This window comes from Rhizobium hidalgonense (genome assembly GCF_002914525.1).
Taxonomy (GTDB): domain Bacteria; phylum Pseudomonadota; class Alphaproteobacteria; order Rhizobiales; family Rhizobiaceae; genus Rhizobium; species Rhizobium hidalgonense.
This window is the reverse complement of sequence record NZ_LODW01000042.1, coordinates 22,257-40,865: the sequence shown is the minus strand read 5'-3', so window position 1 is coordinate 40,865 and position 18,609 is coordinate 22,257. Positions and strand designations below refer to the sequence as shown.

Annotated in this window: 18 protein-coding genes and 1 pseudogene; 13 read left to right on the top strand and 6 right to left on the bottom strand. The window is 60.4% G+C overall.

Features of this window, described 5'->3' with window-relative positions; genetic code table 11:
* Positions 1–188 precede the first annotated feature (188 nt).
* On the top strand, positions 189–1,181 hold the full coding sequence (locus ATY29_RS04840; RefSeq protein WP_097535376.1) for an extensin-like domain-containing protein: 993 nt from the start codon (positions 189–191) through the stop codon (positions 1,179–1,181).
* Between the two features lie 89 nt (positions 1,182–1,270).
* The gene (locus ATY29_RS04835; RefSeq protein ID WP_003565578.1) at positions 1,271–1,495 is read left to right on the top strand and encodes a hypothetical protein; all 225 of its coding nucleotides are present in this window, start codon (positions 1,271–1,273) and stop codon (positions 1,493–1,495) included.
* Here ATY29_RS04835 and ATY29_RS04830 read toward each other — a convergent pair.
* Positions 1,474–3,153, bottom strand: a complete 1,680-nt coding sequence (locus ATY29_RS04830) for a formate--tetrahydrofolate ligase (RefSeq protein WP_003565579.1) — start codon at positions 3,151–3,153, stop codon at positions 1,474–1,476. The two genes, ATY29_RS04835 and ATY29_RS04830, sit on opposite strands and share 22 nt — an antisense overlap.
* Before the next feature lie 160 nt (positions 3,154–3,313).
* Between ATY29_RS04830 and ATY29_RS04825 the strand changes: the two genes are divergently transcribed.
* The gene (locus ATY29_RS04825) at positions 3,314–3,844 is read left to right on the top strand and encodes a TIGR00645 family protein (RefSeq protein ID WP_003565580.1); all 531 of its coding nucleotides are present in this window, start codon (positions 3,314–3,316) and stop codon (positions 3,842–3,844) included.
* 66 nt (positions 3,845–3,910) lie between these two features.
* On the opposite strand, the gene ATY29_RS04820 is transcribed toward ATY29_RS04825, so the two are convergent.
* Positions 3,911–5,458, bottom strand: coding sequence for a COG3904 family protein (locus ATY29_RS04820; protein WP_244597345.1), 1,548 nt, complete (start codon positions 5,456–5,458; stop codon positions 3,911–3,913).
* On the opposite strand from ATY29_RS04820, the gene ATY29_RS37435 reads away from it, so the two are divergent.
* The 3 genes and pseudogenes from ATY29_RS37435 to ATY29_RS04810 form a co-directional block, all read left to right on the top strand.
* Positions 5,448–5,744 (top strand): hypothetical protein, encoded by a 297-nt coding sequence (locus ATY29_RS37435; protein WP_244597344.1) that lies wholly within the window; start codon positions 5,448–5,450, stop codon positions 5,742–5,744. The two genes, ATY29_RS04820 and ATY29_RS37435, sit on opposite strands and share 11 nt — an antisense overlap.
* 262 nt (positions 5,745–6,006) lie before the next feature.
* Positions 6,007–6,732 (top strand): helix-turn-helix transcriptional regulator, encoded by a 726-nt coding sequence (locus ATY29_RS04815; protein ID WP_003565582.1) that lies wholly within the window; start codon positions 6,007–6,009, stop codon positions 6,730–6,732.
* Between the two features lie 50 nt (positions 6,733–6,782).
* Positions 6,783–6,935 (top strand): annotated as a pseudogene (locus ATY29_RS04810) (PAS domain-containing protein); the annotation flags it as partial.
* A 12-nt stretch (positions 6,936–6,947) separates the two neighbouring features.
* Here ATY29_RS04810 and ATY29_RS04805 read toward each other — a convergent pair.
* From ATY29_RS04805 to ATY29_RS04795, 3 genes are all read right to left on the bottom strand, one after another.
* Positions 6,948–8,078 carry a DUF2333 family protein gene (locus ATY29_RS04805; protein WP_003565583.1) on the bottom strand — a complete coding sequence of 377 codons (1,131 nt, stop codon included), beginning with the start codon at positions 8,076–8,078 and terminating at the stop codon, positions 6,948–6,950.
* A 137-nt stretch (positions 8,079–8,215) separates the two neighbouring features.
* Positions 8,216–9,289 carry a hypothetical protein gene (locus ATY29_RS04800; protein ID WP_025416766.1) on the bottom strand — a complete coding sequence of 358 codons (1,074 nt, stop codon included), beginning with the start codon at positions 9,287–9,289 and terminating at the stop codon, positions 8,216–8,218.
* A 136-nt stretch (positions 9,290–9,425) separates the two neighbouring features.
* Positions 9,426–10,028, bottom strand: coding sequence for a thymidine kinase (locus tag ATY29_RS04795; RefSeq protein ID WP_003565585.1), 603 nt, complete (start codon positions 10,026–10,028; stop codon positions 9,426–9,428).
* A 234-nt stretch (positions 10,029–10,262) separates the two neighbouring features.
* On the opposite strand from ATY29_RS04795, the gene ATY29_RS04790 reads away from it, so the two are divergent.
* The 6 genes from ATY29_RS04790 (at position 10,263) to aptA (ending at position 16,026) form a co-directional block, all read left to right on the top strand.
* Positions 10,263–11,219, top strand: a complete 957-nt coding sequence (locus tag ATY29_RS04790) for a choline ABC transporter substrate-binding protein (protein WP_003565586.1) — start codon at positions 10,263–10,265, stop codon at positions 11,217–11,219.
* 74 nt (positions 11,220–11,293) lie between these two features.
* Positions 11,294–12,139: a choline ABC transporter permease subunit gene (choW, locus tag ATY29_RS04785; protein WP_025416767.1), complete on the top strand. Its 846-nt coding sequence runs from the start codon at positions 11,294–11,296 to the stop codon at positions 12,137–12,139.
* Positions 12,136–13,188, top strand: a complete 1,053-nt coding sequence (gene choV / locus ATY29_RS04780) for a choline ABC transporter ATP-binding protein (RefSeq protein WP_003565588.1) — start codon at positions 12,136–12,138, stop codon at positions 13,186–13,188. Before choW ends, choV begins: the two co-directional genes overlap by 4 nt.
* A gap of 31 nt (positions 13,189–13,219) precedes the next feature.
* A complete protein-coding gene (locus tag ATY29_RS04775; RefSeq protein WP_097535374.1) occupies positions 13,220–13,969 on the top strand; it encodes a HugZ family pyridoxamine 5'-phosphate oxidase in 750 nt (249 codons plus the stop codon).
* A gap of 117 nt (positions 13,970–14,086) precedes the next feature.
* Positions 14,087–14,404, top strand: a complete 318-nt coding sequence (locus ATY29_RS04770; protein ID WP_003565590.1) for an ArsR/SmtB family transcription factor — start codon at positions 14,087–14,089, stop codon at positions 14,402–14,404.
* A 296-nt stretch (positions 14,405–14,700) separates the two neighbouring features.
* The gene (gene aptA, locus ATY29_RS04765) at positions 14,701–16,026 is read left to right on the top strand and encodes an omega-aminotransferase AptA (protein WP_003565592.1); all 1,326 of its coding nucleotides are present in this window, start codon (positions 14,701–14,703) and stop codon (positions 16,024–16,026) included.
* A gap of 79 nt (positions 16,027–16,105) precedes the next feature.
* Here aptA and ATY29_RS04760 read toward each other — a convergent pair whose 3' ends face one another.
* Entirely contained in the window at positions 16,106–17,020 is a 915-nt protein-coding gene (locus ATY29_RS04760; RefSeq protein ID WP_003565594.1) for an HD-GYP domain-containing protein, read from the bottom strand.
* Between the two features lie 461 nt (positions 17,021–17,481).
* Here ATY29_RS04760 and ATY29_RS04755 point away from each other — a divergent pair, with 461 nt between their 5' ends.
* Complete coding sequence (locus ATY29_RS04755; RefSeq protein ID WP_097535372.1) at positions 17,482–18,597, top strand: branched-chain amino acid ABC transporter substrate-binding protein; 1,116 nt, start codon at positions 17,482–17,484, stop codon at positions 18,595–18,597.
* The last annotated feature ends 12 nt before the right edge of the window (positions 18,598–18,609 follow it).

Here is an 18,609-nt window from a genome sequence, read left to right as displayed (position 1 = left end):
CTGGCTGGGCTTTGCGGATGAAGGCGCAGAATTCCGCCTTCTTTCCGCCGCATAAAAAACATGAGGATTTATGTCAAGATAAAGCGGTAGTTTATGTTGAATATTAAATTTAAGTTTTAACGATCTTTCCGGACGTTGCGCAATTGCAACGAAAACCGCCACGATGCGTTATATCTTCCGTTATCGATATGACGGAACCGGATGCGTTGGGAAAATTTTCGATACTGGCGATCCTCACCGCTACCGCCTTTCTTGCCGGCGCCCGCCTCCCCCCGCACGGCCCGTTACCCCAACCTCGACCAGATGCTGGGGAGATGACAGCTCCCGCCCCGCTCCCCGATAAGACTGAACTGCCTGCACCGGATGATGTGCCCGCGCCTCAGCCAAAGCCTAATGTGCCAAAGCCTGGCGTGAAGGAGGAGCCGGAAGCGCCGGCGCCGGACCAGCCGTCGGCGCAACCGACCGAACCGGCAAAGCCCGAAACGGTAAAGCCCTCGCCGGCGGAACCGATGCAGGGCCCGCCGCTCCCGCCGGGCAAAGGCCCGCAGACGCCGGAGGAAGACAATATGCCACCCGCCGAGCAGACGCTCGAAGAGCAGCATCTGACGATCGAACCGGAAAGCGATCCCGAGCACGCCGAATGCACCGCTGCGCTCAAGGCCTTGGGCGTCGTCTTCAAGGACGCTCCGCGCATCGACGACGGCAATGGCTGCGGTATCGACAAGCCGATCATCGTTTCCGAAGCGCTGCCCGGCATCAGGCTAAAGCCGGAGGCGACGGTCCGCTGCCCGGCAGCCCTTGCCCTTGCCCGCTGGGTGAAGGAGAGCGTTATTCCGGCAGCCTCTGCCGCCCTGCCGGAACAGGGCCGCCTCATGACAGTCAACCAGGCAACGTCCTATATGTGCCGCCTGCGCAACGGCGCCGGAACGGGCAAGATCTCCGAACATGCCCGCGGCAATGCTATCGACATTGCAAGCTTCCATTTCGAGAAAGGCGAAGATGTCACCGTCCGCTCCCGCCGCGAGGACGCGACGCTGACCGGCGCCTTCCAACGCACCGTCAGCGCCGCCGGCTGCCTCTATTTCACCACCGTCCTCGACCCCGAAAGCGACGCCGCCCACGAGACCCATTTCCATCTCGACGTGATCGAGAGGAAAGGCGGCTATCGCTATTGTCACTAATCATTTAACGCGCTTGCGATTCTAGCTTGAATCAAGCCGTAAAATACCCAAATCGAAGCTGTGAAACGCGAGGGGAAGGCCGCTAACGGATGAAAACGATCGCAGGCTACCTGATCGTCTATCTGTTTTTCCTCGGTATCGGCTATCTCGTCACCGGCGAACCGTATTGGTTCGCCTGTCTGGCTGTGTTTCTCTTCGGCCTGGAGCGGCTCTTCATCTGGCTGTTCGTCGACCCGGACTATGGAAAGCGCCGCGATCGTGTGACCCGGCACTCCGGCAAGCTGTCCCCCGATCAGAACAACCCTTCGATATAACCTTGGTCATTCAGGAAAATCCGTTCCGCCGAGGGCGATTTCGGCAGGCCGGGCATTGTCATGATCTCGCCGGTGATGGCGACGACGAAGCCGGCGCCGGCTGAAAGCCGCACCTCCCGCACAGAGACGATATGCCCTTCCGGGGCGCCGCGCAGGTTCGGGTCGGTGGAGAAAGAATATTGCGTCTTCGCCATGCAGACCGGCAGCTTGCCGTAACCTTGCTCCTCCCATGTCTGCAGCTGGTCGCGCACAGCCTTGTCGGCCGTCACCTCGCCGGCATGGTAGATCTTCGAGGCGACGATCTCGATCTTCTCGAACAACGAAATGTCGTCGCCATAGAGCGGCTGGAATTTCGCCTGTCCTGACTCGGCCAGTTCCACCACCTTGTGCGCCAGTTCCTCGATACCGGCCGAACCCAGCGCCCAATGGCGGCAAAGGATCGCCTCGGCGCCGAGCCGCGAGACGAATTCCTTGACGGCCGCGACCTCGGCCTCGGTATCCGAGACGAAATGATTGATCGCCACGACGACCGGCACGCCGAAACGACGGACATTCGCCACATGCCGGCCGAGATTGGCGCAGCCCTTCTTCAGTGCGACGACATCCTCCGTGCCGAGATCCTCCTTTTTCACCCCGCCGTTCATCTTCAGCGCCCTGACGGTCGCGACGATGACCGCCGCGTCCGGCTTCAGTCCGGCCTTGCGGCATTTGATGTCAAAAAATTTCTCGGCGCCGAGATCGGCCCCGAAGCCCGCTTCCGTCACCACATAGTCGCCGAGCTTCAGCGCCGTCTTCGTCGCCGTCACCGAATTGCAGCCATGGGCGATATTGGCGAAGGGCCCGCCATGCACGAAGGCGGGATTGTTCTCCAGCGTCTGCACCAGGTTCGGCTGCATCGCATCTTTGAGCAGCACCGCCATGGCGCCGTCGGCTTTCAGGTCGCGCGCATGCACCGGCGTCCTGTCGAAGCGATAGCCGATGATGATGTCGCCGAGCCGCCGCTCCAGGTCCTTGAGGTCGGTGGCGAGGCAAAGGATCGCCATCACTTCGGAGGCAACTGTGATGTCGAACCCGCCTTGGCGCGGAAAGCCGTTGGCGACGCCGCCGAGCGAGGAGACCATGCTTCTGAGCGCCCGGTCATTCATGTCCATCACCCGCCGCCAGGTGATGCGGCGGATATCGATATTCTCTTCGTTGCCCCAGTAAATGTGATTGTCGATTATCGCCGCCAGCAGATTGTGCGCTGAGGTGATCGCATGGAAATCGCCGGTGAAATGCAGGTTGATGTCTTCCATCGGCACGACCTGTGCATAACCACCGCCGGCCGCTCCGCCCTTGACGCCGAAGCAGGGGCCGAGCGAAGCCTCGCGGATGCAGACGATGGCTTTCTTGCCGATCCGATTCAGCCCGTCACCGAGGCCTACGGTCGTCGTCGTCTTGCCCTCGCCGGCCGGCGTTGGATTGATCGCGGTGACGAGGATCAGCTTGCCGTCCTTCTTGCCCGCTTGCCCGGCGATGAATTCGGCGCTGACCTTTGCCTTGTCGTGACCGTAGGGGACGAGCTGCTCGACCGGAATGCCGAGCTTCGCCCCGATTTCGAAGATCGGCATTTTGGCCGCAGCGCGCGCGATTTCGATATCGGATTTGATCGATGGCATGGATGTTCCCCGTCCCGGCCTTCCGCAGGGCGCGGAGGCGTTGCTCTGTCTTCATCGGGATAGCGAAATATCGGCGGGGTGTGAATAGCGCTGCGCCTTGCGGTCGCCACGCCGGATGTTTATGTGGCGATCAACGATCGCGGTTTTACAGGATGAAGACATGAAAGCACTGGAACTGATCATCGAGCGCATCATCCTGTCGAGCCGCTGGATCCTCGTCGCCTTCTATATCGGCCTGGTCGCGGCACTCGCCGTCTATGCCGTTTCCTTCGGCTACAAGCTCCTGAAGATCGCTTCCGACGTCTTCGCCCTCGACGAGGCGGAGATGATCCTTGCCATGCTTAGCCTGATCGATGCGGCCCTCGTCGCAAGCCTGATCGTCATGGTGATGATCTCGGGTTACGAGAATTTCGTCAGCCGCTTCGATGAGGCCAGTCAAGCCGACAACGAAGTCTCCTTTCTCGGCAAGCTCGATTCAGGCAGCCTGAAGATCAAGGTCGCCTCCTCGATCGTTGCCATCTCCTCCATCCACCTGCTGCAGGTCTTCCTCAACGCCGACAAATACGCGGACGGCAAGATCATGTGGCTGACACTGATGCACCTCGCCTTCGTCGCCTCCGCCGTCATGCTCGGCTTCCTGGAGAAGCTAATGAGCGCGACGTCGAAGAATGATTTGAAGGATAAGGCATAGAGGGACGACCAATTGGTTGTCACGTCGGTGAGTGGGCAGACCGGCTTTTAAGGCGTTCTTTCCGCATCAATTCGAGGCCGCAGCAGCAGGAACGATCGCTCCCTCAATCTTTCTCGGGCATCGAAGACTTTCCTTGGCATCGGGTCCACATAGGCGATCACCGGGTTCATCGCCATAAGGGATGATGCCATTGATGATGCCAAGATCGAGCGCCTGGGAACGAAGTATGGTCTTTCGCTCGATCGATGTCGCGAGCATCATCGTCTCGAATGTCTCGGCACTGGCGCCCATCTCGTCGAAATAGGCGAAGAACTTCGTATATTCAGCCGTGGTGGGCCTGACCAGGCCGATAGTGGAATATCCGATCATCCGGGGCGTTCCGCTCATCAAGACAAGAGTACAGGTCGAAAGGCAGTATCCACCCCCCGCAAAAACCTCGCCCTCGGTCGGTCCGCTTTTGGCGATGCTCGCCTTGCAACGCGGATCCAGCTTTGGACAATTCGGCAATTGGGTTCTGCCGATTGAGGTCTCCAGACCTGCAGCACGGATCATACGCCCCATAGCGAATGCCGCATCCATGTCTCCGCCGTTAGACTGAAGGACGACCGGCAGCTTTCGTTCGCCGAGCGTCTTCAAGAGCGCCTCGAGCCGAGCCGGTGTCTCCGGCGTGATGTCTCCATCGGCAGAAATCCACTGCGTGCATTCCTCCTGGCAATTGCCGTGGTACATCAGGAGAAAGTCCATCGGACCGGTTTTCGGCAGAGTCTCGCTTGTAACCATGGCCGATTTCTGCGGCGGCGCCGTGGATAAAGGCGTCGCCGCCGCCACGGGCGCTTCGGCCACCGGATGGCCGTGACAGACAGCCTCGGCCGCTGCATCCGGCGCGCAGAGCGGCATGCCGGGCCATTCATTGTAGGAAAGCATGTCGGTGATGAGACCTGTCCGAAGCGCCTCTGCGGACGATACGATGTTGATGTTGTCAGGCGTGGCGCTCATCATCAGGCCGATGACATCCTGGCTGACGCCCATTTCCTTCAGATAGGCCGTCAAGGCAGTGCTGGCCCTCTTTCCAAGTTTGGTGGAACTGCTCTGCCCCGCTGACTTGCGTCCAACCTCCTTGCGGGAGATTTCCTTCTTCTTGCCGTTCACGATCTTGTATTCGATGCGGTAGGAGACACGCACCTTGTTATAGATCGTCGTGATCTGGTGGACGCCGATCGCGGCCCATTGTGACGAAACACGCGACGTGCCGCCCGCCAACGCCAATGGACAGGCGGAAAAACAATATCCACCGGCCGAATAAGTGTCGCCGACCGAAGGGCCGTCCTTTGCAATAGCGGCTTCGCAGCGCGTATCCTCAACTGGGCACCCCTTCAGCAGCGTACCGCCCACTGCCGTCTCCAGCCCGGCCTTGCGGATCATCCTGCCCATCGCATAGGCAGCGTCGACGTCACCACCCTCCGAACGGAAAACGACAGGCAATTTACGGCCGCCGATCTTCTTGAGGACTTTTTTCAACTGAGCGGGCGTATCGGATGTTATGCGCCCCTCCGCCGATATCCATTCCGCACAGTTTTCCTCACAGAGGAAACTGCGCACGAGGATGAACTTCATGGGGGGCTGCGCTGCTTGTTTCTGTTCGGCAGCCTGCGCGATTGCCGTTCCCAATGGAAAGGTCAAAAGCAGAAAAACAAGTAATAAGCTGGAACATAAACACTTGATTAAAAAGGAAATTCCAAAGCGCACGATTAAATTGCCCCAACTTTATATGATATTACGCTTAGCAATTGAATTGAACGGCAGCAAGCCGGATTTCCAACTGTTGCCGCGCTCTTGTCTTGTTCGTCCATCACTACATGCGACCGGCTGCCGCAGTGCTTGCGCGTCGACTCCAGCATAAAGCTGGGCGCGAGTTCTCCTCGAACTCTACCCAAAGTGATTCTCTTGCTCGACTGTGCAAGGGCCATCGCTATGCGGCATGGGGGAAGTCAAAGATACCGTAACGCTATATCCGCAAGTCAAAACTCAACTAAAGCGCGATCACCTGTCAATTATTTTACACAATTCGAGTAAATCAGCTGACGCTAAGTCAATTGGGGCTAGCATCCGGCCGGCTTTCTGTGTTTGATAGCGTTAACATTGGGGCAGCCGGAGGCGTACAGATGTCTTATATGACCACCTCTGAAAGACAGTCATTGCTCTCGGCAGAGCTTGCCACTGCTCGAACGCGCAGCCTGTTTGCGCAAGCGCTCGGCCGGGTCTCCGCCGCTTTCGGATTGTCGCATGCGACCCTGATGCACGCTCCGTCCCCGGAAGACCTGCTGTTGAAGCCCCTGCTGATCGAAAGCTCGCTTCCGGCCGCCTACATCAAGGAGTTCGACCGCGCCCACATGATGCGCGGCTGTCCGTTCGGCTTACGGCTAAGGGAGTCCGCCGTCCCGCCGGCCTGGCACCTCAACGACGCCGCCAATGGTCAGGCCTTTCCCGCCGAACTGCGCGCCCTGATGCTGCGCCATGCCATTCCGGCAGGCGTTGCCATGCCGACCATTGCGGCCAATGGCCAGCGCCTGGTCTTCTGGTTCTGCGGCGAGCGCGCCGCACTGAGCCAGAGCGAGGTCAACGAACTGGCCATGATCATCCTGCATGCACTCGATGCATATAATGCAGTCAAACGGAATGAGGAATGCGCGCACAACGCGCTGTCGACCAGAGAACTAGAAGTTGTGCGCTGGACTGCCCAGGGCAAGACTTCGATCGAAATCGGCCAGATCCTGGCGCTCTCGGATCATACGGTGAACGCCTACATGACCAACGCGATCAAAAAGCTCGATTGCGTCAACCGCACCCAGTTGGTAGCCAAGGCAATTCGATTGAAGCTGATCAACTGAGGAATCGGAAGAGAGATGGCACGTCGTGCCGTGATCTGAGGGAATCGTTTCACCGCGTCGACAACCGGCTTGGCGGCTACAAGCTGGTGCGCAGCGTTGGCCGCTTTCGTGACGATGAAAGCGGCGGCGGCATCGTCGGCGTCACCTATGAGTTCGAGAAGCTGCGCGTCGTCGGCTTCGAGGACGATACGAGACCGCGCTGACTCCCGGAAATTTTAGCGGTCGAGCACAGAGCGGATCTCGACGAGGTTCGAGCGCACCCTGAGAATATAGAAGCCCATGGTGGCGAGATGGCTCGGCATGATCCAGCCGTCCTCACGCCCGTTAGAGATGATCGCCGGTTGGATTCGCAGCGCCGCTTGGAACTGCCGCATTGTGCTGCCCCAGACCGCTCCGAGATTGCGCTCCTGCACCACCTGCGAGAAATCCGCCTGCGCCGCGGCAAGGATGGCGTAATAGGCGTAGAGCTGGCCGTAGGCGAACCAGAACCGGTCGTCGGCGCGCGTATCGAACCAGCCGCGATTGTGGTTTTCCGAACGCTCGGCGAGCATGTCGGACGTGCCGCCGAGATCGTTGGCGATGCGGTCGATGAACTGCATCAGGTTATCGGCGCGGCCGTCGAAAATCACGTTACAGGCGGCAAGATCGGTGTTGAACTTGCGCAGACTGCCGATCGCCGAGCGGTAATAGGAGGGCGTTGGCGTTTTCGGCCCGAAGGGATTAAGGCCGAAATACCAGCTGTATTCATCGAACTGCAAGTTGCCGCGCGCGCTTTGCAGATCATTGTTGATACCCGAGGTGCCGCGCACGCGCCCGAGCGTATCGACAAGCTCCGCCGACGTCCGCCGGACCGCCTGATTGATGCCGCGCTGGAACGACGCCTTGTTGTCGAGGAAGGGCGTGTGATCCCAGTCGACGCCGAAGAAGCCCATCTTGTAGAGCAGCATGGAGGAAATCCATGCGTTCTGATTGACATTGAAATCGGTCAGATCGGCCGTGACGTCGACGATGGCCGAGCGCTGGCAAGTCTTGGCAGCCGTAGCGCTGCTGCCCGCGGCGACCGGCACTTCCTGGCCGGCGGCAACCTTGCGTTCGGAGAGCCTGTATTGATCGACGAAGGCGGTGTTGAAATTCGACCAGACCTGCGTCTGCCAGAAGAAATAGCCGTAGAGCACGACGAAGAGCGCCACGAACGCGATAACCGGCAACCGGATCATCCAGCTCCGACGCTGATACCAGCCGTGCGCGGCAAGGAAGGGCCAGAAGGCCCAGGCGAAAAACAGTCGGGCCGAGCGGCCGATCGTCTGGCCGATCAGCCTGAAAAAACCGGCAATCCGGTCAAGCATCGTCGTCTCCTGTCAGGCGAGGCGAACATCGGGACGTCGCCGCCCCGTTGCATCCACATATGCGCTCGGTAGGCCGAGCACAACATGAGCCTCGCGATTTTTACGACTGAAAGCAGCGCGAACCGGCGCCTGGCGGATCAGGACCGCAGGAACGGCAGGCTGAAGCGGAAGGCCCTGCGCGCCGTGTCGATCAGCGGCGCTCCCGATGCCTCCGGCAGCGGTTCGGCATAGGCCGGAAACCTGCCGGTGAATTCCAGATCGGCGCGGTTCTTGCGCCGCTCCAGATCCTGGGCGACCAGCATGCCCTTCTCGAACAGCCTGATCGGCGCGGCGATATCGGGAAAGAATTCCGGCTTGATCCGCATCTTCATGCCCGGCCGGTCGGTATCGACCTGCGCCTGGTAGATGATCAGCCGCTCCTCGACGTCGATCATTAGCTTGCGCAGCAGCACGTTGCAGGCGGCGATCCGGGCGTTCAGCGAATCGACAAAGGCCTGGAACAGGCCGATGAAGCGCTCGCGCCGCTGGCTGTCGTCGCGCATCTCGTGCTCCCCGGCGGAAATCCGCTCGGCCTCCGCCTTCAGCGCCCGCCGCTCAGTCTCCATCTGCTCCCAATGTGCCTTATTGCCGTAGACACCGATACGCCCCTGCGTCGTCAGCGCCTTGGCGTTGAGCTCCTTCATCTTGAGGCGGGCGAGATCGATGGAATCGACCAGCCGGCGCCGTTGCTCGACGATGTCGACGAGACCGCGTTCGGCAGCCCTGTGGCGTTCGATGATCGAAGCGCGCTGGCCGGCGATCAGCCTGGCAAGCGCATCCGATTTGGACAGAAGCTCGAGCAACCGTTCGATGACCGGGGCCTCGCGCACGCGTTCGGTATGCATGCGCCACATCCGCTGGCGCGACGTCCAGCCGGCCATCTTCTCGCGCAGCGTCAGCCCCCGGAAGCTGTCGAGATCGGCGGAAACCTCGGCCGTCAGCCGGTCGAGGGAAAAGACCAACTCGGCCTGCAGGGCGTCGAGTGCGGCAGCCTCGGCGATATACGCCTGGAAGCGAGCATTCTGCTCGAGGAAAACTTCGTCGGCCGACAGTGCTTCATCGCCGCTGAAGGCACTGATCGCCGCCACGCAATAGGCTCCGTCGGCCGCAACCCTCTCGGCAAGGCTGTCTGCAGTTTCGTACTGGCTGTCGAATGGCGGCGGTTTGCGCACCCGGCCTCTCCAGGGAATCTCGTGCTTCTCACGTTAAATCAATTTCAGCAAAAGTGCGAAGCGGTTTTCCGTCCGCGATTGCGTAAAATGGATCAGGTCGCCTGCGGCACCAAAGAAACAGGCGGTAGCGGCCTCCTCAGACCGGCTCGGCGATCCAGGCTCCGTTCATCGCTTCGTCCCAATGCCTGCGGCAGAGCGAGACATATTTCTCATTGCCGCCAACCTCGATCTGCGCGCCTTCGTGCAGCACTTTCCCTTCCGCGTCGAGTCGCACCACCATGGTCGCTTTGCGCCCGCAATGGCAGATCGTGCGCACCTCGCGCATTTCGTCGGCGATCGCCAACAGTTCCTGCGAAGCCGGAAATAATTTGCCCTGGAAATCGGTTCTCAGCCCATAGACCATCACGGGAATGCCGAGCCTGTCGACGACGCGGGCAAGCTGCCAGACATGGACAGGCGTCATGAAATGCGCCTCGTCGACGAAGACACAGGCAATCGGCGCCCCTTCCCCGCTCAGCGTCGAAATCAGCCGGAACAGGTCCTCATGTGGCTCGAAGGGAATGGCGCTCGCCTCCAGCCCGATCCGCGAGCCGATGATGCCGCGGCCGGTGCGCTCGTCGAAAGCGGCGATCAATTGCACCGTGCGCATGCCGCGCTCCTGGTAATTGTAGGAGGCCTGCAGCAGCATCGTCGACTTGCCGGCGTTCATCGTCGAGTAGTTGAAATAGAGTTTTGCCATCCGATCTCTCCTTGATCGGTTTATTGAAAGCTCACAACGGCAAAGGAAAGCCCCTGAAGGCGATAATCACAGGAATCCCAGCCCGACAATCGCGGGCGGCCTGAAAACAGGGTGCCGCAAAAAATCCGCCGACGTCGCAATCGCATGGGTCGATACGACGCAAACGCACTGAGGTCGCTTGTCAAACTCGGCTATTGGTGGTTGGCTTGGGAACTTAAAGACTGGGAGTCTAAAATGAAAACAACAAGCACGTTCAAACTCGTCACTGCAACTGCCGTCGCCGCCCTCTCCGTTGCGACCGCCGCCTTCGCCGCCGACCCCGACAGCTGCTCCACCGTCCATTTTTCCGATGTCGGCTGGACTGACATTACCGCCACCACCGCCACCGCATCCGTCGTCCTGAAGAGCATCGGCTATCAGACCGACGTCAAGGTTCTCTCGGTGCCGGTCACCTACACCTCGCTGAAGAACAAGGACATCGACATCTTCCTCGGCAACTGGATGCCGACGCAGGAAAAGGACGTCCGCCCATATATTGAGGACAAGTCGGTCGAATCCTTCGGCCCCAACCTGGTCGGCGCCAAGTATACGCTCGCCACCAACGCCAAGGGCGCCGAACTCGGGATCAAGGACTTCAAGGACATCGCCGCCCACAAGGACGATCTCGACGGCAAGATCTACGGCATCGAGCCGGGCAATGACGGCAACCGTCTCGTCATGGACCTGATCGAAAAGAACACCTTCGGCCTGAAGGAAATGGAAGTCGTCGAATCCTCAGAACAGGGCATGCTCGCTCAGGTCGCCCGCGCTGAGAAAGCCGGCAAGCCGGTTGTCTTCCTCGGCTGGGAACCGCACCCGATGAACACCAATTTCAAGCTGACCTACCTCACAGGTGGTGACGATGTCTTCGGTCCTGACTTCGGCGGCGCCAAAGTCTATACCAACGTTCGCGCTGGTTATCTCGACGAATGCCCGAATGTCGGCATGATGCTGAAGAACCTGAAGTTCTCCCTCGAGATGGAAAACCAGATCATGGGCAAGATCCTCGACGACGGCAAGGAGCCGGAAGCTGCCGCGACCGAATGGCTGAAGGCGAACCCTTCTGCGCTCGAGCCCTGGCTCGCCGGCGTCAAGACCCGCGACGGCAAGGGCGACGCGCTGGCGGCCTCCAAGACCGGCTTCGGCCTTTGATGGTCTGAACGGGGCGGCTCGCCGCCCCGTTTCATTTTTGTCCGATTGTTGATTTTTTCTGGATAGGCGCTCCCTTGAATTGGATCACCGAATTTAAAATTCCCATCGGCTCCTGGGCCAAAGCCTTCGTGGACTGGCTCACCTCGAACGGCGCGTGGTTCTTCGACCAGCTCGCCTCGCTGCTGTCGCACGTGATTGACGGGCTGCTCTTCGTGCTGCAGAAGCCTCACCCGCTGATCGTCATCGCCGCCATCGCCGCCATCGCCTTCTGGCTGCGCCGATCGATCGCGATCACCCTCTTCACCTGTCTGGGGCTGCTGCTCATCGTCAACCAGGGCTACTGGAAGGAAACGACGGAGACGCTCGCTCTCGTGCTCGCCTCCACTTTCGTCAGCATGGTGATCGGCATTCCGCTCGGGATTGCAGCGGCCCGCCGCGCCTGGGTCTATGCCGCCATGCGCCCGGCGCTCGATCTCATGCAGACCATCCCGACATTCGTCTATTTGATCCCGGCGCTGATCCTGTTCGGCCTCGGCATGGTGCCGGGCCTGATCGCAACCGTCATCTTCGCGATCCCTGCCCCCATCCGGCTGACGCGCCTCGGCATCATCTCGACGCCGCCATCCCTCGTCGAGGCCGCCGTGGCCTTCGGCGCTAGGCCGATGCAGGTGCTGCGCAAGGTCGAGCTTCCCTTTGCCATGCCACAGATTATGGCGGGCCTCACCCAGACCATCATGCTGTCGCTGTCGATGGTGGTCATCGCCGCCCTCGTCGGCGCCGACGGTCTCGGCGTGCCTGTCGTGCGCGCACTGAACACCGTCAATGTCGCGAAAGGCTTCGAAGCCGGTCTTTGTATCGTCATTCTGGCGATCATCCTCGACCGCATGTTCCGCACGGCGGGTGAAGGAGACGGTGCATGACCGCGGTAAGCTTCAAGGACGTCAGCATTATCTTCGGCAACAAGCCCGAAACCGCGCTTGCCATGGCCGACCAGGGCAAAACGCGCGACGAGATCGGTGCTGCGACCGGCCTGGTGCTCGGCGTCGCCAATGCCTCGCTGACGATCGAGGAGGGCGAGATCCTCGTGCTGATGGGGCTTTCCGGCTCCGGCAAGTCGACGCTGCTGCGCGCCGTCAACGCGCTCGCTCCTGTCGTGCGCGGCGATGTCGCGGTCTCGACCTCCACCGGGCCCGTCAACCCTTATAAATGCAATGCCAGGGCGCTGCGCGACCTGCGCACCCACACCGTCTCCATGGTGTTCCAGCAGTTCGCCCTGCTGCCGTGGCGCACCGTCGCCGAGAATGTCGGCTTCGGCCTCGAGCTCGCCGGCATGCCGGAGGCCGAACGCAAGGTGCGCATCGGCGAGCAGCTCGAACTCGTCAACCTGACGAAATGGGCCGACCGCAAGGTCAACGAACTCTCAGGCGGCATGCAGCAGCGCGTCGGGCTTGCCCGCGCCTTTGCCACCGGCGCCCCGATCCTGTTGATGGACGAGCCGTTCTCGGCACTCGATCCGTTGATCCGCACCCGCCTGCAGGACGAGCTCCTGGAATTCCAGCGGCGGCTGAAGAAGACCATCCTCTTCGTCAGCCACGATCTCGACGAAGCCTTCCGTATCGGCAACCGCATTGCCATCATGGAGGGCGGCCGCATCATCCAGTGCGGAACGCCGCATGACATCGTCAAGAATCCTGCCGACCAGTATGTCGCCGATTTCGTGCAGCATCTCAACCCGATCAGCATGCTGACGGCGGCCGACGTGATGCAGCCCGGCCTCGGTCAGACGGCCGCCGGCATGAGCGTCAGCGCCACGGCCCGCGCCGCGACCCCGCTCGTCGATATCCTCGACGTGCTTGCCCGCCAGCCGGGCAGCATCGGCATCGTGGAAAACGGCGCGGTGATCGGCACCATCACGGCCCAGGATATCGTCGCCGGCCTCACCCGCCATCGCCGCAGGCAGGACGCTTGATGTTTTCAATCCGCTTTGTCACAAAGCGGATATGAAGGATCAGCCCTCGCCCATACGTGAAACCGACGACGATGCCCGCAAACTCGCCCGCGTGCTTCTGCGCTCCGCGCGGCACGCGGCGATTGCTGTTCTCGACCCCGAGACCGGCTTTCCCTTCGCCAGCCGCGTGCTCGTCGCCACCGATATTGACGGCACCCCCGTCATTCTCGTTTCGAAGCTCTCTGCCCATACCAAAGCGCTCGCCGGAGACGCGCGCGTCTCGCTCCTGACCGGCGAGCCCGGCAAGGGCGATCCGCTCGCCCACCCTCGCCTGACGACCCAATGCCTGGCAGAACCCGTCGAGCGTGGCAGCGCCGTCCACGAGCGTATCCGCACGCGTTTTCTCGCTCGCCACACCAAGGCAAAGCTTTATATCGACTTTCCCGATTTCCTCTTCTTCCGTCTCAAACCGGAGCAGGCCAGCCTCAATGGCGGCTTCGGCCGCGCCTACCAGCTCGATGGGAGCGATCTCATCATTCAGTCGGCAGCCAATGAGGAGATCGCCGCCCGCGCGGCAGAAACAGTGCGAGATTTAGTAGAACGCCACCCTGATGTGGCCGAGGCCCTCGCTACCCGATTAAACGCGCCGGAATCGGCTTCCTGGCGCATTTGTGGTATCGATTCCTCAGGTTTTGACCTCGTTTCCGGCGATTTTCTGCTGCGATACGAATTCGAAACCCTCGCCGGGGATGCCGATCACATTTGTTCAAACATATCTAAAATAGCATACTCGATACCTTAAATTTAGGTATATACAATCTTCGACCCTAGTTGCTAGTTTCTGAGCGTGGGGAAAAATCGCGATTGACGGCCTGTGCCAGCACGCATGATGTACGTTTCGCATTAGGAAGATGATAATATGGAAACCACTAATTTGGCCGATCACACCAATGTGGCGGCAGCGTTATTGTCGGCAATGGCAAACCCCAAGAGATTGCTGATCCTGTGCAGCCTGGTGAAGGGTGAAGTGGCCGTCGGCGTACTTGCAACGCAGGTCGGCCTCAGCCAGTCCGCACTCTCTCAGCACCTGTCGAAACTGCGGGCGCAGAAGCTGGTGAAGACCCGGCGTGACGCACAGACCATTTACTATTCCAGCACCTCCGAGCCGGTGATGAAGATCCTGGCAACGCTCGAAGACATTTACTTGGTGGCGAACAGGAACAGATCCGCCGCTTGATGATAGCGCTGACATGAATGTCGGCCGATGCCACGCCGCAAGGGGATGTTCCCGGAGGCGCGGCAACGAAATTTCAGCACCTGAACCTTATGGCACGACCGGCAAACCTTGTGATTGCCGGTCGTGCCCTTTTTGCTGGACCTGCCGGTCCCGGAATTTCCCCCAGGCTTCCTGTCGCGAGCGGCACCCCGGGCGTTTTACCGTTGACGCTTCGAGCAGCCCTGATAATTTGACCAGGCAGTCAAAATATGGGCGTGAAGCCCCGGGAACCGGCCATCAGAGGCCAGGAGAACAGCATGTCCAACCGCCTCAACGCACCGAACGATCTTCGCGCCTTCTGGATGCCGTTCACGGCAAATCGCCAGTTCAAGAAGGAGCCACGCTTGTTCGTCGGCGCCAAGGACATGTACTACACGACCCATGACGGCCGTCAGGTGCTGGACGGCACGGCAGGCCTCTGGTGCGTCAATGCGGGCCATTGCCGCCCGAAGATCACCGAGGCGATCCGCGAGCAGGCCGGCGAGCTCGACTATGCGCCGGCCTTCCAGCTCGGCCATCCCAAAGCCTTCGAACTGGCGAACCGCCTGGTCGACATCGCCCCGGAAGGCCTGAACCACGTCCTCTACACCAATTCCGGATCCGAATCCGTCGAGACGGCGCTCAAGGTGGCGCTCGCCTATCACCGCGTGAAGGGCAATGGTTCACGCTTCCGCCTGATCGGCCGCGAGCGCGGCTATCACGGCGTCAATTTCGGCGGCATCTCCGTCGGCGGCATCGTCACCAACCGCAAGATGTTCGGCACGCTTTTGACTGGCGTCGACCACATGCCGCACACCCACCAGCCCGGCAAGAACAATTTTACCCGCGGCGAGCCGGAACACGGCGGCGACATCGCCTCCGAACTGGAGCGGATCGTCACCCTGCATGACGCTTCCACCGTCGCCGCCGTCATCGTCGAGCCGGTGGCCGGCTCCACCGGCGTGTTGATCCCGCCAAAAGGCTACCTGCAGAAACTGCGCGAGATCTGCACCAAGCACGGCATCCTGCTGATCTTCGACGAGGTCATCACCGGTTTCGGCCGCCTCGGCGCTCCCTTCGCCGCGCAATATTACGACGTCAAGCCCGACATGATCACCGCCGCCAAGGGACTGACCAACGGCGTCATTCCGATGGGCGCCGTCTTCGTCACCTCCGAGATCCATGATGCCTTCATGAACGGCCCGGAGCACATGATCGAGTTCTTCCACGGCTACACCTATTCCGGCAATCCGATCGCCTCCGCCGCAGCGCTTGCCACGCTCGACACCTACAAGGAAGAAGGGCTGCTGACACGCGCCGCCGAGCTTTCCGACTACTGGGCCGACGCGCTGCATTCGCTGAAAGACTGCCCCAATGTCATCGACATCAGGAACACCGGCCTGATCGGCGCGATCGAGCTCGATCCGATCGCCGGCGAGCCCACCAAGCGCGCCTTCACCGCCTTCCTGAAAGCCTATGAAAGCGGTCTGTTGATCCGCACCACCGGCGATATCATCGCGCTCTCCCCGCCGCTGATCATCGAGAAGCACCATATCGACGAACTCTTCGGCAAGCTACGCACCATCCTGCAGAACAACATCTGAGAGATCTCACGCTTTTCGCATCATGGCCTGCGGCGGGTGCAAGCCCACGCAGGCTTTTTGCCGCCGTGACGGGTTGACCTCAGGTCACCGAGGCGACGGAAAGGCAGAGGGCGAATTTTTTCAGGAGCCGGCGATCGAAGTGCCCTTCATTCCCGAGCATCCATTTCAGTGCGTCGCTCGCGCTCCAAGCCGCCTTGTATGACCGCACCGAGGTGATGGCGTCATAGACATCGCAGATTGTCGCAATTCGCGTGTAGAGGCTCACCTCTTTGCCGGACAGCCTGCGCGGGTAGCCCTTGCCGTCGATGCGCTCATGGTGATTGAGGCAGACATCGAGAATGATCTCCGACATGCCCTCCTGCCGCGACAGGAAAGCGTGCCCCTTCTCCGGATGGCCGCGGATCAAGCTGATCTCGTCCTGTTCCAGAGGCCCGGCCTTGTTGAGCACCTCAAGCGGAATTTCAAGCTTGCCGACATCATGCAGCAACCCCGCGGTACCGAGCATTTGGACCGTATGCTCGTCGAGTGCGAGATGGCGGCTGAACAGGATCATCAGCGCGCTCACCGAAATGGAATGGAGGAAGGTCACTTCGTCTTTTGATTTCAAACGCGTGACGTTCAGGAAAACCGAGGGATGTTCCTCCATCGACTTGGAGACGGATGAAATCACCGGCGCCACATGCGCGACACTGATTGCATCGCCATTCCGCAGCCTCGCGAAAGCCTCTTCCAGCACCTGCACGGATTTCTGGACGGTTTCGCGCGCGGCCTGGATATCGATCTCGATGTCGCGGGCCGGCAAGCCGTTGGTATCGAGCCCCTTGCTGGTGTTGATGACGACCCTGGCAGTGCCGCATTTGCGAATTTTCGCGGCATCGATCTCGCGCCGCAGAGAAAATCTGCGCTTGGACAAAAGCGGATCCTGCCACAGGCCCTCAACGGCCTCCACAAACATTCCGATACACACTTGGCTGGCGTCGATACGCTTGAGCATCCAGTCTCTGTTTCCCGATGTCTTATCTAATTATTTGTAAGAGTCTCTTTTTCAATGCTGCGGTATTTTGGGTATCGGGGATACTACCGCCACGGGCCAAACTAACGGTTAATGGGAAAGATAAAGAACCATTACAGAGGTGGTTTCGTCTGGGCGGAGGCGCCGCCCTCTGCAACTTCCTTATGGGAAATCGCCGAAAAACGAAGAAAATGATCGCCTTCGAACGCGTTTCCGCCCGGATCGATCCGATTTCCCTTCCGTTTTGTTATGAACTTGCGCAAACCCGCCAAAATTCTTAGAAATCTCGCCATGAGCCTTCCCGAGTCAAATATGGCCGGCAGGCTCACGGATCGCGCCCTTGTCGATCGTCCTTGGCACGGCTCAAAGGGCCGTTGAATGATCGGAAAAACCGGCGCGACACCTCATCGCGGGTCGAAGGACCCCACCCAAGGAGACAGATAATGACCCTCAAGACACTGACGGCGACGCTCGTTGCGTCGCTTGCCTTCGCGCCGCTTGCCCATGCCGATATCACCATCGGCCTGATTGCGCCGCTGACCGGCCCCGTCGCCGCCTATGGCGACCAGGTGAAGAACGGCGCTCAGACCGCCGTCGACGAGATCAACAAGAAGGGCGGCATTCTCGGCGAGAAAGTGGTTCTCGAACTGGCCGACGATGCCGGCGAACCGAAGCAGGGCGTTTCCGCTGCCAACAAGGTTGTCGGCGACGGCATCCGCTTCGTCGTCGGCCCGGTGACCTCGGGTGTTGCCATTCCGGTTTCGGACGTGCTGGCAGAAAATGGCGTGCTGATGGTCACCCCGACCGCGACAGCTCCTGACCTTACCAAGCGCGGTCTCACCAACGTGCTGCGCACCTGCGGCCGCGACGATCAGCAGGCCGAAGTCGCCGCCAAATACGTGCTGAAGAATTTCAAGGATAAGCGCATCGCCATCGTCAACGACAAGGGCGCCTATGGCAAAGGCCTCGCCGACGCCTTCAAGGCGACGTTGAACGCCGGTGGCGTCACCGAAGTCGTCAATGACGCGATCACCCCCGGCGACAAGGATTTCAGCGCGCTAACCACCCGCGTCAAATCAGAGAAGGTCGATGTGGTCTATTTCGGCGGCTACCACCCGGAAGGCGGTCTGCTCGCCCGCCAGCTGCATGACCTCGCCGCCAACGCGACGATCATCGGCGGCGACGGCCTCTCCAACACCGAATTCTGGGCGATCGGCACGGATGCGGCGGCAGGCACGCTGTTCACCAATGCCTCCGACGCCACCAAGAACCCGGATTCCAAGGCCGCCGCCGATGCGCTCGCTGCCAAGAACATCCCGGCAGAAGCCTTCACGCTCAACGCTTATGCCGCCGTCGAAGTGCTGAAAGCCGGCATTGAGAAGGCCGGCAGCGCCGAGGATGCGGAAGCCGTCGCGGCCGCGCTGAAAGACGGCAAGGAAATCCAGACCGCCATCGGCAAGGTCACCTACGGCGAAACCGGCGACCTGACTTCGCAGAGCTTCTCGCTCTACAAGTGGGAAGGCGGCAAGATCGTCGCTGCCGAATTAGCGCGACGCTGAGACACGATCGGG